Raw genomic sequence first — 15,483 nt, 5'->3', positions numbered from 1 at the left:
TTTTTTTACTGTTTATTTATACCTAACATTTCGTCGTTAGCTGAACCCGGGGCAATCATCGGATAGACTTGTTCAAAACTTGGAATAGTCACATCGATCAATGCTGGACCCTTTTTTTGAAAAATTTTTGTTAGTTTATCTTTTAAATCGTCAGTTTTTTTCAGTTGGTAATATGCCACGTTATAGGCTTGAGCGAGCTTTTCAAAATTTGGTTGATGATCAAAAACGGTCTGGGCGCGTCGCTTGTCATAAAACTCATCTTGCCATTGCCGCACCATGCCCAAAGTTTTGTTGTTCAACAAGATGACTTTGATATCAAGGTTTTCCGCCGCCATTACTTCTAATTCTTCACTAGTCATTTGAATACCACCATCACCAACAAACAAGACAACTTCTTTTTCCGGGGTGGCATATTTGGCACCAATGGCTGCTGGTAAGCCGAACCCCATCGTTCCCAGACCACCCGATGTAATCAATTGACGAGGATATTGAAATGGGTAATATTGTGCGACCCACATTTGGTGTTGACCAACATCCGTTACGATCACGGCTTCGCCCTTTGTGACTTCCCCGACTGCCTGGATAACCTCTTGTGGTTTTAAATCTGTTGCTGATTTTTGATAAGAAAATGCGTGTTCAGTCTTATTAGCTTGAATCCTTTCCAGCCAATTCGAAGAAATATGACCTGAGACTTTTTTGGTAGTCAAATATTCCAAGGCTTTTTTGGCATCAGCCACAACTGAATATTGTGTTCTGACAATATGGCCAATCTCATCAGGATCAATATCGATATGAGCAATTTCTGCCTTTGGGGCAAATTTCTTGGCATTAGGTACTAGTCGATCATCAAATCTTGACCCGACATTCAACAAGAAATCGCATTCCTGAAAGGCAATGTTGGCAGCATATGAACCGTGCATACCGCCCATTCCTAAAAACAAAGGATCCTCACTTTTCAAGATCCCTAAGCCTAATAAAGTCGAAACTGTTGGCAAGTTCCACTGATGAGCAAATTGTTGAGCCAGATCACCTGCATTAGCGGAGCTAACGCCTGCACCGAGCAACAACAATGGTCTTTTTGCTTTACTCAATCTTTCCAGAATCACATCCAACTGTTTTTGTTGTACTGCTGACAAACTCTTGTCAGCTGGTCTTCTGAGTACAACTTGTCGATTATTATCGATCACAGATGCCATGATATCTTTGGGTAAATCGACTAAAACTGGTCCTTTACGACCTGTTTGTGCGATTGTAAAAGCCTGATCCAATGTATCTGCCACTTCTTCATTACGCTTAATCTGGAAATTAGCTTTCGTGACAGCCTTTGTCATGCTAACGATATCTAATTCTTGAAAAGCTTGGGTGCCAATCGCACTAGTTCCAACTTGGCCAGTCAAAACTACTAGAGGAGTCGAATCCATCATTGCGTCAGCGATACCAGTAATAGCATTAGATGCTCCAGGTCCACTTGTGACCAAAATGACACCTGTCCTCCCTGTGACTTTGGCATAACCTTCAGCAGCGTGAGCTGCGCCTTGTTCATGCCGTGTCAAAATATTTTGAAACGATGAAGTAAGTAGCGTGTCGTAAATTGGTAAAACAGCTCCACCTGGATATCCAAAAAGTAAGTCGACCTGATGATCAAGTAACGACTTAATCAAAGATTCAGCTCCGCTAATTGGATTTGGTTCAGTTTCCGACTGTTTTGCTAACATCGATAGATCCCCCTTTCTTAATCGATGACTAAATTAGAATCACCCGGATATAAAATTAGAAAGTTTTAATCTCGGGGGGTACTAGTCAATCAAATTAATCTCTGTAATTTCAGCAAGCCAATGGTTGTTAAATCATTGTTCAGTATTAAACAATATTGCTTTTTTTAAATCATTTCTGACTTTAAATACATCATTTCAAATATCTAAATGACGGATACAATTGTTTAATAGACAGCCTGTATTGCTGATGTCCATTAACTTATACGCCTTCCAAAAATCTGTCAAGAAGATTTTTTGAGCAAATGTGAAATAATTCATCACTTTTTTCTGTCGCTATATAGGTAGTTTTAATCAAGCAAAATATATAAAAATTTATTTTTTAAAAATAAAATTAATATTTAAGGCTGACAAGATTCCTGAAAGTGTTAATTTAAAGTAAATTAAAAACAAATTAGAACAAGTCAACTCTGGATTAGGGTTCACTTGAACTCCATCGCAGTACTTGTCATACCCTCTGGCCAATCACCAAAGAGTTTTTTTGTTTAAGAAAGGGATGTATATTATGTCAGCACGCTTGGTACCAGCAGCATCAAATGCTTTAATGCTTAAGCATTTAGCCAGTGAAGGCTTTGATTCTGTCTATTTAGACAATCGCCTTTTGAGTACACAACTTTTGGGAACTCGTGATACAGCTTTGCTCAGTGCATCATTGTACTTACACTACGTCCAAACTTTGTCTGCCTCAACGAGCATGAATGTTATTGCTGATCTCTGCCTTGACGAAACTGCAGATTTTTCTTGCCAATTGACTGCCTTGAAAAATTCAGGTTGCACTGCTGTAGTCGTAAGTGATGCTGGAATTACTAATACAACTCTTTTGAACCAAGTTTTACTAAACATCAGCAAAGCTTTCCCAACTGACGAATTGGAACTGATCGTCAAATTGGAAGGCTTTGTTAAGTATGGCCTGAATGAACTAGAAACAAGAATCGGGATTGCTAAAGACAATGGTATAGACCACATTATTATCAGTAATATTACTGATGACGACTTGGTCATTATTAAGGCCGTCCAAAACACGGCCGTGATTAGTCTTATTATCGACAACGCCAAAATTTCTTATTACAGCGCTAGACAGTTTAATCCCAAATTCATTTTGGATACTTATCATGTTTACCAGGGCTTGGTCCAATCGGCGGGTAGTATTAGCCGAAACATGATCTTAAAGTTATTCATCGGTTGATCGTAAGATGGACCACGAAAAAGGGTTACCTGCTTAGCGGGTAACCCTTTTTTTAATTTTAAAATACAAATTTCGAGGAGAATATTTATCATGACTACTAAAACGAGAACCGTATTAACTGATCAACAAGTAAAAGATGCTTATCAAGTCTTGAAACCAGTGGTGGAACATACCCCTTTGCAACATTGCGAATATTTATCGCAAAAATATCACTGTAACGTCTATTTGAAACGAGAAGATCTTCAACAAGTCCGTTCATTCAAAATCCGTGGAGCTTATTATGCCATTTCAAAAACTCCCGTTGCCGAGCGAAAACGTGGTGTAGTCTGCGCTAGTGCTGGAAATCACGCTCAGGGTGTTGCTTGGACCAGTCATCAGATGGACATCCCAGCTACTATCTTCATGCCAACGACCACACCTCAGCAAAAGATCGATCAAGTAAAATTTTTTGGCGGTCAAAATACCACCATCGAATTAATTGGCGATACTTTTGACGAAGCCGATGCCGCTGCTAAACAATTTTGTAGTGAACATTCGCAAACTTTCATTGCCCCTTTCGACAATTTGAATACTATGGCCGGCCAAGGTTCCCTAGCTGTTGAAATTTTTGACGACGCCAATGAGAAGGATTTGTCGGTCGATTACTTATTTGCAGCAATCGGTGGTGGTGGCTTGATCAGTGGCGTCAGTACTCATACCAAAGCAGTCAGTCCTGAAACGACTGTCGTCGGAGTGGAACCTCAAGGGGCAATGTCGATGGCACAGGCTTTTGCGGTCGGTGGACCGGTCAGATTGGAATCGGTCGACACTTTTGTCGATGGTGCTGCGGTCAGAAAAGTTGGTCAATTGACTTACAATACTTGTCAAAAATACGTTGATCGTTTGGTATCTGTTCCTGAAGGATTGGATAGCCAGACTATCCTAGAAGTTTATAGCAAACTAGCTTTGGTCGCAGAACCAGCTGGAGCCTTGAGTATTGCTGCTTTGGAGGTCTATAAAGATCAGCTTCCTGGAAAAACAGTCGTTTGCGTCGTCTCTGGTGGCAACAATGACATCAATCGAATGCAGGAAATGGAAGAAAAGTCCTTGGTATATCAAGGATTACAACATTATTTCTTGGTCAGTTTTGCTCAAAGAGCGGGAACCTTGCGTGAATTCGTCAATGTCGTTTTGAATCCTGATGATGATATCACTAAATTTGAATACACCAAAAAGGTCAACAGTAGTAATGGTCCCGTTCTGATTGGAGTCCGTTTGGGTAAAGTTGAAAATCTGGATCCATTTTTACAGCGCTTGACTAAGTTCGACCCTCAATATACTAATTTACAAAATAATCCGCAGTTATATCGGATGCTTGTTTAAGCCACGGTTTATTTATATATAATAGTAGAAAAAATATTTTATTGGCATTTTATTAGAATATTTCCTAAAATAAGAAGTGTTTTTTCATCACTTTTAGAGGAGATATTAATTTGGCTAAACAAATCGATGTTCGCAAATTATTCGAAATCCTGCAAAATGCTCTTGGTCGTCAAAACTGGTGGCCAGCCAATAGTACTGAGGAAATGTTGACTGGGATGGTCTTGATCCAAAATACTAATTGGAAAAATGTTGATAAGTCATTGGCCAACTTAGAAAAACGGACTCATTTTGACTTAAATGCCTTGCTATCATTGTCACCGGATGAATTGAAGGAATTGATTCAACCTAGTGATTTCTTCAATAATAAGGCAATCTATCTTCATTCTCTTTTGAGCGCATATAAAAATGATTTTGCAGATTGGGCAACACTTGCGACACCAAAATTGCGTAAACAATTGTTAACACTCAAAGGTATCGGCAATGAGACGGCTGACGTTTTACTGCTTTATTATTTCAAGCGTTCGACCTTCGTTGCTGATCACTATACGATGCGACTGTTTCAACAGATGAATGCTTTTGAGCAAAAACCTACCTATATGAAACTTAAGAACTCTGTCGAGAGCGACTTTCATTTCACACCTGATGAAGCTAGTGAGTTCCATGCTTTATTGGATGAATTTGGAAAACTGAAGAGTGATTTCTTTAAGGATTATCAACTCGTTTTACCTACGAAAATTTAAGAGCACACTAAATAAGGTATCAATTCATTTAATGAATTGATACCTTATTTGATTACAATTTATGCGAATACTCTAGCAAAACCAGCAATATTACCTTTACCAGCATAGATTGACGAAACGCCAACTACTCCTGGCCAAGAATCAATCATCGTATTGGCATCTAATAAAATACCAACATGCCAAATGATTCCTGTAGATGGGTCAGTGAAGAAAACCAAGTACCCGCGTTGTCTGTCAGCAGATGAGACATGAGGCATTCTCCAGTCAGCCCACATATCACGACTATTCCATTCATGTCCTGGTTGGGCATGTTGAATAGCTGAAACTGGCAATGGGGAAACGCCGGAAGCGTACATTGCTTGAGTCACTAATCCTGAACAATCCAGTCCATAAGCCGGTGAACTTGCAGCACCTGAGACCCAAGGTTGACCACGGTATTCCATGGCTTGAGCGATCATTGCTTCAACGTGATCTGAGCGAGTGCTGTTCTCATTAGTTCTTAAAGGAGCAACGTAAGAATCGATACCTGTCCAATCAGCTGAAGAAAAGCCCATGGCTTCCCAGGTTGCTTGATCAGTGATACCAGTAGGATTTAAGCCATTACGTGATTGGAAGTTTCTAACTGCATTAGCTACATTACCATCATAAATAGTGTGGCTATTTGAAAAACCGAAATATTGTCTAACTAAGTAAACTTTGATACCTTCAACACCATTATAAAGATTATAACCTGGTGAGGCTAAAGAAGTATCTGGCTGGATTTGGGTATTTGAAATTTGAAGATATCCAGCTGGATTTGAATAAGCTGGCGCAGTAGTAGCATCGTTTGAATTGATCCAAAGATTATTACCCACTTGCCAGTAATTCAAACCTGTCTCACTGTCAGTCTTGCTATATTGCCAAGAAGTGTTAGCTCCTAAATTAGCTGCACCAGAATCAGCAAAGCCTCCATTTGAACGTGTATAAGTCTTAGCACCCCAACCTTTAACACGGACAGTCCCATTTTCATCATGTCCATAAGATAAAGTAGCATAACTACTACTTACATAAGCATCAGTACTTACACGATAATAACTTTCACCAGCTTGACCAGCCAATTGGCGGTCAGTATACCAACCAGTGTTAGCCTGCAAGCTAACTGTTAATTGTGTCCCATTATGATCGTATAATGGTGCCAATGAATCACCAACTGTCACTAAACCATTAGTGATCGGTGTCTCTTCACCTTGACTGACTTGAACATCTGAACCAGTTGTCCCCGTTGAACCAGTTGAAGTATCAGGAGTCGTTGTTTCAGGATCATTGACCTGGACCGGATTCCACTGATCTTCAGTTTCCGATGCCGCCTGTGTTGTGGCAGTATTTTGAGCAGAAATATCTGCATCAGTTGTAGCTTGTTGAGTAGCGACTTGTGTAGCTTGAACTTGGGCAGTTTGATCACTTTGATCAGCCTGTGTCGTATCAGCTTTGGCATTATTTTGCATCATACCGACTGAAAGACCAGCCAAGATAAAATTGCTCAAGATGATATATCTGTATTTAGTTTTCATAATTTCCCCTATTTTTTAATAACTAATGGCACGTCTATTTTGAGTATTCCAATTACTAATAAATTGATCTATTCCCATTTGAGTGGTCTGATTAGTCCAGCAATCGTTGTAATAAACGTATTGGCTATCATAACCAGTGACCGTCAACGCATGATAAGGAAAACCATGCAAAGTATTCCAGGTAACGACCGGATGACCCAAGTCGATTTGATACTTGATAGCATTGAAATCCATCCCCGAAAGATCCTTGGCAGAACCAGCATATTTTTCGACCAAGCTCATTAAAGCATTGGGAAAAATAGTTATCCCCGTAGAATCCCATGGTTGACCAATATATCCATATTCAGGATTACTGCTACGTGGCATTTCGCGTGCTAATTGCATCTTGTCGACCTTCGCACCAGCGTATTGGAGCATCATCGTCACGGCAGTGATCTCACATCCATTTGGTAATTCTGGACGTTGCGATATCAAAGGAACCCCACTGATCCAATTGGCCGTCTTCATGTCAGGAGCATCAGATACAACTACATAATCTTGAGGTACCCAGACGTTATTGCCGATCTCATACCAATATTTGCCATTTTGGTTGGCTCGCTGACTGACTTTCCAAGCAGTCCCAGTGTTTTGATTAGTACCAGTATAAACAGCATTATTACCGTAACCAGTAAAAGTATGGACACTTGCACCTTTTTTATAAGCTACTGTAGCTGTGGCATCGTAATCTTGAATGTTGCTAGTAAAACTACCTGCACTAGCATTAACATATTCCAAAGTTGAGACTCGATAATAAGAGTCCCCGTTTTGGGAAGTAGTTAATTTATCAGTATACCAAGCTGTATTGGCAGCTAAACTACGAGTGCCGACATTACCATTTTGATCAGTCAATTGTGCATTTTGGTCACCAACTGTAAAGACACCATCAACTGCAGTCTCGTTAACAGGATTATTGTTAACTTGATCTTGGACAGTTGCCTGTGCTTCCGGTTGAGTCGTTATCTGAGTTGGTGTCATTTCCTGATTAGATATCCTTGAATCATTTTCCTCAACTTGATTAATCGATTCGGTCTTAGATGATTGTGGTTCATCTGATAAAACATTATTGACCGTTGCTTGTTCCTTATTATTTTCCACCGTTAGACTAGCATTAACGATACTATCACTGGCATGAGCCACCGACGGGACCGTCAGTATGCCTAATGAAAGCAAAAAACTAGCACAGAGTGAATATTTCAAACTCGTTCTCACTATATCCCTCCCTATAAAAAATTAAACTTCCCTATAACTTTAAAACATTAATATATAAAAAGAATACGTTTTAACTAATATATTTGTCAATAAAATTTAAAAGGATACTTTGGATTATTTGACCAAAAAAAAGCACCGACCATTATTAGGTCAGTGCTTTCTGTTGGTTACTATTTGATTTTAAAATCTAGTCACCACGCGTATAAGATGCCACGTATTTTTTACTTTCTTTTTCATCGAATTCATTCTCACTCTTAGCGATAATGATGGTTGCTAAAGAATTACCAACAACGTTTACCGCTGTCCGACCCATATCGACTAGCCGGTCGATACCGGCAATAAAGGTCAAACCTTGCATTGGTACACCAATAGTTGAAACAGTTGCTAACAAGACAACAAAGGATGCACCAGGAACACCAGCCATACCTTTTGAAGTTAACATCAAGACCACGACTAAAGTGATCTGTTGTCCCAATGAAAGGTTGATATTGTAAGCTTGGGCTAAGAACAAGGCCGCTAGAGATTGATAAATAGCTGAACCATCAAGATTGAAGGTATAGCCTGTGGGGATAACGAAGGAAACGATACCCTTAGTAGCACCATACTTTTGCATTTTATCAATCATTTTGGGAAGTGCAGCTTCTGAACTCGCCGTTGTGAAGGCTAGGACAACTTCATTTTCAATAATTCTGAATAATTCAAAGAATTTCACATGGAAAATTTTTCCAACGATTGCCATGACAACGAAGACGAAAAATGCCATAGTTGCATAGGCAATGACGATAAATAATCCTAACGGCTTCAAGGCTTCAAAGCCCATCTCACCGACCGTTACACCAATCAAAGCACAGACACCAATTGGAGCGACGCGCATTACCCAGTTAGTAACCTTGAACATTACGTTAGCTGTCGCATCAAGGAATTGAGTAATGATTTCTCCTTGCTTACCGATAGCTGCGGTACCTAGTCCAAACATAACTGAGAAAAAGATGACTGGTAACATGTCACCTTTACCCATTGCCGAAAAAATGTTTGTCGGGATAATACTCATTAAGACTGACCAAATACCGTCGTGCTGAGCTGTTTTAGCCGAAGCGGTATATTGAGAAATATCAGAACTTTGTAAGTCATGGACATTAATATAAGTACCCGGATGAGTCACATTAGCAACGATAATACCAATGATGATAGCTAACGTCGTCATGACCTCGAAGTAAATCAAGGTCTTGGCACCGATCCGGCCGAGCTTTTTAATATCGCCCATATTGGCGATTCCAACCGTTAAACAGGAAATAACGATTGGTAGTACGATCATCTGAATCAAACTGATGAACATCGTACCAATGTTTTGCATTACTTGGATGGCACCCTTATTATGGTAAAAAACCTGCCCCAAGATAATACCTAGGATCAAACCAATGATGATTTGCCATCCTAGACTAACTCTAAAAAAACGTTTTTTCTGCAATTTAGACACTCCTTAAAAAGCTCACTGCTATGATTATATCAAAAATATAGCTCATGGTTAGTACGATTTAATCATTTAAGAATAGATTTAATTTTATAAAATCAACCTATGAAATTCTATCACTTTTTACTACCAAATCGTTACTCGTTGACTCGGAGCAAGCCACATAGGATCACCAGGTAAAACGTTGTAAGCCTGGTAAAATTCAGGTTGATTTTGAGCTGTAACGTTGACTCGAATTGGAAATGGTGCGTGAACTTCCATCAACATCCCGGATTCTGCGTCTGATGCTACCTTGATCCGCCAAGCGTTAGCCCAAGTATTGAAGAATTCTCGTGCATTATAGTTGGGTTGGTCCTTAGCAACTTGTAGAGCAACACTTAAGCCACCATTATCAGCCATATTCTCATTTAAACTATATTGCCCGTTGATAGTTCCCCAGTCAAATTTAATGCCATCATATTCACGTAACATTTTTTGACTAAGCTCTTTGAATGCCGCTTTATCAGCGTCTGTCCACCAATCCTTTTTAATACCGGTAGCATCATACTGAGAACCAGTGCCATCAAAAGCATGAGTAATCTCATGACCGATGACTGCACCGATACCACCATAATTTTCACTACTTGTCTGTTTAGTTGAAAAATATGGTGCCTGTAACATCGCAGCATCAATAGTAATACTATTGGAAGTCGGATAGTAAGTAGAACCCCACTCATAACTAGGCTTTGTCCACAGGTTACGATTCAACCCTTTGCCAAAATCTGACTGCGTAACTTGATTACGATAATTGTTCAATTGCTTGTTGATATCATAAATACTCTCGTTATCTCCAAATTTGACACTAGTATAATCCGATTCCGTTGGAATAGATTCAGGATAGCCTGCCAAAATGACAATATTTTCTAATTTGTTGATTGCTGCCTGCTTGGTAGATTCGCTCAACCAAGTATTTTTCTGCAATTTAGTCTCGTAGGCATCACGAATATTTTCCGCCATCTCTTGGACTTCAACTCGAGCCGAAGAACCCAAATGTTTCATACCATAATACATACTAAATTCCGTTTGGAAATAATCCTCAGCAGCATCAAAAGCCTTCGTTTGCGAAGATTGATCAGTCGAAGCCTGTAAATTAGCATCGCTATCAAATAGTGACAATGCAGCTTGACCAGAACGCCCGAAAAGTTCTGAATTTTGATAAACTTGTGAAACTACCAACCAATCCTTGAAACTTTGGAAATTACTTTGTCCGAAAATTTGATTATACAAATCACTATCAAAATTAGTTGGGACCAAAACGGTCTCGGCAGTTGGATAGGTGTCTGTTAACAAGTTGGCCAAATTAAGTCCCGTTTGTCCCTGACTAAAAGTTTGTGCATCGACTTCTTTTAAATTGTCCAAATTTGTTCCATCGTTACTAGGAGTCTGAGCCAAAATACTAGTTAAATCCGCTTGAAAATTCAAAGCTCGTGCAACCATATCACTGGCAGTTTGTTGATCAATATCTAACGATCCTAATAATGTAGTCATTCCATTAGTAAAATCAGTTTTAGTTTGAGCATTATCATCTAAATAAGGCATTGCTGAAGCATTCAAATTAAATGAAAGATTGGATTTCCGGTTATCGTCAAGGTCAGTACTAGATTTCAAGTTAAATGGCAGACTAAATCCTTCATTGTATAATTCCGTTAAATTGTCATTCACTTGTGAGTAATCCTGAAAATTTTGGACCTTTTCAATATCAGCTTTCAAGGAACCGGTATCAGCTTGTTGTGAATCCAAAGTTTCTTTATAACGTTGATAATAATCAGCTGCTTGATTGATCTGTGGCACATTGGTCTGATCAGTTCCCGTAGCTAAATCGTCCACGTCTTGCTGAACGTCCTTTAAAGCTTGTTGACCCTGAGTTGTTTGGTAGCTGACAACTCCGCCATTACTATCGTTAGCATCAGTCTGATTGACCCAATCTCCATTGACTGAATAATATAAATTTTGTTTAGCAGTTGATTTTGTTGGGTCGATACCCCATTGGCCACCAGCTTGTTTCTGATCAGTTGTACTTGTCTGATCAGTAGCAGCCGCCTTTTGGTTGCTATTTGTAACGGCGCTTTGAGAAGTCGTTTCAGTTGTGCTTGAACTAGTAGCAGTCGTCGCTTGCGCAGTTTGTGTTTCCATATTCAGGCCGACTAAGACTGTCAAAACCGTTGTACAAACAAAGATGCTACTTCTTAATTTCATAAGATACCTCCGCACAAAAAACATTTCATAAATAGGATATCATTTTATAAATTAACAGCGTTACGTTTTCTAATAAAAAAATACAAAAAAAGCAAATTGATCCATAACGGAGCAATTTGCTTTTTAAGCTTTTTAGTAAACTGTAAATTCAGATAAAGGCCAATATCGTAAAGCAACCCGACCAACGATAGCTTTTTTCTTGATGAAGCCGATCATCCGGCTGTCTTTAGAAACGGTCCGATGGTCACCTAAAACGAAATAATCGTCTTTGGGGACTCGGTTAGCCTTTTGTAATTTCTTTAAATATTTCTTACTATAAAATCTCTGCCAATCTGGCGTCTGGGCTAAACTACGGATATTAAAAGTATATGTATAGGTATAAGGCATCCCTGCATATAAGCCATTCAGAGGTTCTCGTAATTTAGATCCCGGTTTTAGAAAATCTTCATGAAAAATTTTATGATTGATATACATCCCATCTTCTTGGGATTTGATCACATCACCAGGCAAACCGATAACCCGTTTGATATATAATTTGTCTTTTTTATCAGGAGCTTTCAAGATTATAATATCGCCCCGCTTGATTGCTGAATTACGTACCGAAATAACCTGGTCACCAGTTTCGAAACTAGGCTGCATCGAAGGTCCTGTCACAAAATTTTTGGAAAAAATGTATTCGAAGATAAAATTGATTAAACAAACAATTAACACCACGATCAGACAAGCCCAACCCAAGGTTTTCCAGTTGATTTTCTCCCAAAGTCGATTTTTCTTGGTTGCCATTTTCTTTGCCTCAATTTAATTAGTCACTACTTCAATCACAAAATATCGACGGAGCTAACATATTCATGTGTCGAGACTCGGTAAAATATCTCGCCAGTTTGTAAGTTCTCTTTTTTACCATTGGCGTACCAATAACTGTCAGCAGCTAGCGCACGCCGTTCAATAATATTTCCTGTTTCATCATAGAGCGGGATACCGATCAGATTTTTAGTATGGATGATCTCATTTAAAGGTGTCACCTTAAAGACTGGCAGTGGGTCACTATTGACCGCTTGAGTAACATCGGTAGATTTTACATACTGATTTTCTGAATTGATCGGATAAAGTAAAGTCCCATCAGCAAGTTTGATAATATCTTGAGTCGAAACTTGATAAGTGTGATTGCTGACTGGTGCCAGCATCTTCAAGTCCATTCCTGAAGGACTATAAACAGGTGCATTGCCTGTAATCATGAAGGCAATGAAATTATCACTGGTTTCTTCAGTTTGATTTTCTGAACTAGCTTGAACAGATTGAGTCCCTGTAACTAAAGCCGCCGAAAAAAGCAACGATGATGCTAACAAACCAATAATGACTTTTTTCATATTCTTCACCTCGACTTAAGGTTAACGTAAGCGTTTACCCAATTCAACCAGAAAAAGCGATTTACTCGGGCTATCTTGACGGATTTTTTTACTTCATATTTTCCGAAAATCTGCCAATTTCGTCAGTGATGCTCCTTTCTCAATCAACGCAAAAATGACATATCCACTGAATCAGGATATGCCATCATTTGAAAATTTATCAATTAACTTTAAACTCCGAGTTTATCGCCACCAAAGATTTTATCCAAGGTATTGTTAAACAAGCTTCTATCAATGTTTTTATCGGTACTCATCTGCAGACCTGGCTTAAATGATGCCATTAAGAAATCCCAGAACATGCCGGTAAGTCCGAGTGATTCATGGTCTGATTCGGAAATAGTATAACGAATGGCGTCCTCGTCGTCATTCTCAACTTTTTCGACCCAGTTTGGCTCACGCAAGCTTTCACGACCGAGGGCAGCAAATTCGATACCTTTATCGAGAACTTTTTCTGCATCAGCAGGTGATTGGATATCGCCGACACCGATCAATGGAATATCATTGCCAAGATGTTCTTTGATCGTAACGTTCAATGGTGTTTTGATTGAGTCATCATTGAGTGATTTTCTCCAAACGTCACCCATTGAGACGTGCAAATAGTCGATTGGCTTGTTCTTGATTCCATCGACAAAGGCTAAGGTATCTTCAAAAGTGATACCTGGCTTTTCAACTTCTTCGGGTGAAAGACGGTAGCCCAAGATAAATGGTTTCTTAGCATATTTATTGATAGCTTTTTGGGCTTCATCGATAACGGCAAATGGGAAATTCATTCTCTTTTCGAGACTGCCACCCCACTTGTCATCACGACGATTACTGTGTGGTGAGAAGAATTGTTGGATCAAATAAGTGTTAGCTCCGTGGATCTCAACACCATCAAAGCCAGCTAAGATAGCCCGCTTAGTGGCTTGACCGAAATCTTTGATTGTTTGTTCAACCTCTGCTTCTGTCAAAGCTCTAGGTTCCTCGGAATTTTCACGAGGAGCTTTCACAGCACTAGCACTAACTGGTTTCTTACCACGCAAAACAGTTGAGAAAGTCATCCGTCCAGCACTGAAAATCTGTAAAATAGCTTTAGTACCATTTTGATGGATGGCGTTGGCTAAACTCGTCAAACTAGGAATAAATTTATCATCAGCGGCACTCAGTTCACCCTCGAAACCTTTTCCTTCATCATTGACATTGGCAACGGCAGTGATAAACATTCCGGCGCCACCAGTATGAATCCGATAATAACGTAATTCATCACGAGTAACTTCACCATTAGCGAAACTCATCATTTCGGTCATTGGTGGAATAACAATCCGATTTTTGACCGTAATACCTTTCTTTGAAAATGTATATGGTTCTAGAAATTTATAATCTGCCATTAAAAACCCTCCATTCGAATATAATTATGATACAGATATCATGAAAGATTGTGAAACATTTGGTTTGTTTATCATTTGATTATCATGCTATTGAGAATTGGAATAGCAAGTTTTTGCGGGCATAAAAAAAGCTTCTAGTACTAATTACTAGAAGCTAACGACTTTTAAAAATTCGCCTAGTTCATGAAACTAAACTTGACCGATTTCCACTTGAACATCTTTGGATAATTTATCATGTAAATATTTTTCAATTTCTTTATAAGAACGTTTGAAATTCAACTCGATCTGTTGAGGTCTCTTAGTGTTGAAAATCACTGCCACACGTTCTCCTTGGCCAGGAATCTCGATTGGGATCAATGTCACATGGACAATTTGTGAATAATCAAGCACACCTGAATAAAAACCACTCAAAACAATTTTCTTAGATCCGATACCACCGACGCCATTCATGATGGTTAAGGTAACAAATTCTGCGACCATAATTATATAAGGAAGACGGTTAACGGGTGTAACCATCAACCAAGCACCTACGAACACCGCAAATATTAAGGTTGAAAGTTTGTATGTAGCTTTGATCTCAATTTGTGATTGCCAATAAATACTGAATATGGCCCCTATCAGGAACACAACGTCGATAAAAATTATTACTGCATCCATAATCTTCACCGTTCCTTTCTTGTACCTGTATTGTATGTTACCTTCACAAGGAATTCAAACTTATCGAACAGTTTTTTATTCAAAAAAAATCGACTTAAATTTTGAAAATATATCATGACAGTAGTCGTCAATAATGACTGATTACTTTTTCACAATCTACCTCTATTTACAGAAAAATCGGCCAATTATTCGCGAAAATATTTCGGCTATTAAACAAATTCCCATCCCCAAAAAATTCTTATTGGGACAAATTTTTGATGCATAAAAATAAGATTTATTGTTTCTATTCATGTGCTAACTGTCACTATTGACATGTAGGCCCTTGCTTCACTTAAAATATCTAAATAAATTATTGCAAAATTGTGTCCAATTTAGTAACTCAAAAACAATTTGATAATCAGTTATAATATTTTGTCTAATTTGTTACATATTTAACAATGATGTTGAAAAGCCTTTCATAAATCTATATGATTATGGTTGTAAAGAGGA

General features: G+C 38.8%; 12 protein-coding genes. 3 read left to right on the top strand and 9 right to left on the bottom strand.

Annotated features, from left to right (window positions below; all coding sequences use genetic code 11):
- Positions 1-5: 5 nt before the first annotated feature.
- Positions 6-1,715, bottom strand: a complete 1,710-nt coding sequence (ilvB, locus tag FC27_RS04745) for a biosynthetic-type acetolactate synthase large subunit (RefSeq protein WP_010625241.1) — start codon at positions 1,713-1,715, stop codon at positions 6-8.
- 562 nt (positions 1,716-2,277) lie between these two features.
- Between ilvB and FC27_RS04740 the strand changes: the two genes are divergently transcribed.
- The 3 genes from FC27_RS04740 to FC27_RS04730 all read left to right on the top strand — a co-directional run bounded on the left by FC27_RS04740 (position 2,278) and on the right by FC27_RS04730 (position 5,060).
- The gene (locus FC27_RS04740; RefSeq protein ID WP_010625242.1) at positions 2,278-2,958 is read left to right on the top strand and encodes a hypothetical protein; all 681 of its coding nucleotides are present in this window, start codon (positions 2,278-2,280) and stop codon (positions 2,956-2,958) included.
- Positions 2,959-3,048: 90 nt separating this feature from the next.
- A complete protein-coding gene (ilvA, locus tag FC27_RS04735; protein ID WP_010625243.1) occupies positions 3,049-4,320 on the top strand; it encodes a threonine ammonia-lyase IlvA in 1,272 nt (423 codons plus the stop codon).
- A 110-nt stretch (positions 4,321-4,430) separates the two neighbouring features.
- Entirely contained in the window at positions 4,431-5,060 is a 630-nt protein-coding gene (locus tag FC27_RS04730; RefSeq protein ID WP_010625244.1) for an endonuclease III domain-containing protein, read from the top strand.
- 59 nt (positions 5,061-5,119) lie between these two features.
- Here the strand turns inward: FC27_RS04730 and FC27_RS04725 are convergent, their stop codons facing one another.
- From FC27_RS04725 to FC27_RS04690, 8 genes are all read right to left on the bottom strand, one after another.
- Entirely contained in the window at positions 5,120-6,610 is a 1,491-nt protein-coding gene (locus tag FC27_RS04725; protein ID WP_010625245.1) for a peptidoglycan-binding protein, read from the bottom strand.
- A 15-nt stretch (positions 6,611-6,625) separates the two neighbouring features.
- Positions 6,626-7,858 carry a C39 family peptidase gene (locus FC27_RS04720; RefSeq protein ID WP_010625246.1) on the bottom strand — a complete coding sequence of 411 codons (1,233 nt, stop codon included), beginning with the start codon at positions 7,856-7,858 and terminating at the stop codon, positions 6,626-6,628.
- A 187-nt stretch (positions 7,859-8,045) separates the two neighbouring features.
- Positions 8,046-9,326, bottom strand: a complete 1,281-nt coding sequence (locus tag FC27_RS04715; protein ID WP_010625247.1) for a cation:dicarboxylate symporter family transporter — start codon at positions 9,324-9,326, stop codon at positions 8,046-8,048.
- A 129-nt stretch (positions 9,327-9,455) separates the two neighbouring features.
- Positions 9,456-11,564 (bottom strand): M13 family metallopeptidase, encoded by a 2,109-nt coding sequence (locus FC27_RS04710; protein ID WP_010625248.1) that lies wholly within the window; start codon positions 11,562-11,564, stop codon positions 9,456-9,458.
- A 132-nt stretch (positions 11,565-11,696) separates the two neighbouring features.
- A complete protein-coding gene (gene lepB / locus FC27_RS04705; protein WP_010625249.1) occupies positions 11,697-12,347 on the bottom strand; it encodes a signal peptidase I in 651 nt (216 codons plus the stop codon).
- Positions 12,348-12,382: 35 nt separating this feature from the next.
- On the bottom strand, positions 12,383-12,931 hold the full coding sequence (locus FC27_RS04700; protein ID WP_010625250.1) for an SLAP domain-containing protein: 549 nt from the start codon (positions 12,929-12,931) through the stop codon (positions 12,383-12,385).
- Positions 12,932-13,140: 209 nt separating this feature from the next.
- Positions 13,141-14,337, bottom strand: coding sequence for an NADH-dependent flavin oxidoreductase (locus FC27_RS04695; RefSeq protein ID WP_010625251.1), 1,197 nt, complete (start codon positions 14,335-14,337; stop codon positions 13,141-13,143).
- A 189-nt stretch (positions 14,338-14,526) separates the two neighbouring features.
- Complete coding sequence (locus tag FC27_RS04690; protein ID WP_010625252.1) at positions 14,527-14,994, bottom strand: hypothetical protein; 468 nt, start codon at positions 14,992-14,994, stop codon at positions 14,527-14,529.
- Positions 14,995-15,483 lie beyond the last annotated feature (489 nt).

The organism is Companilactobacillus versmoldensis DSM 14857 = KCTC 3814, assembly GCF_001434295.1.
GTDB lineage: Bacteria > Bacillota > Bacilli > Lactobacillales > Lactobacillaceae > Companilactobacillus > Companilactobacillus versmoldensis.
Note: the sequence above shows the minus strand (reverse complement) of the source record. Positions and strands in the feature narration are given on the sequence as shown.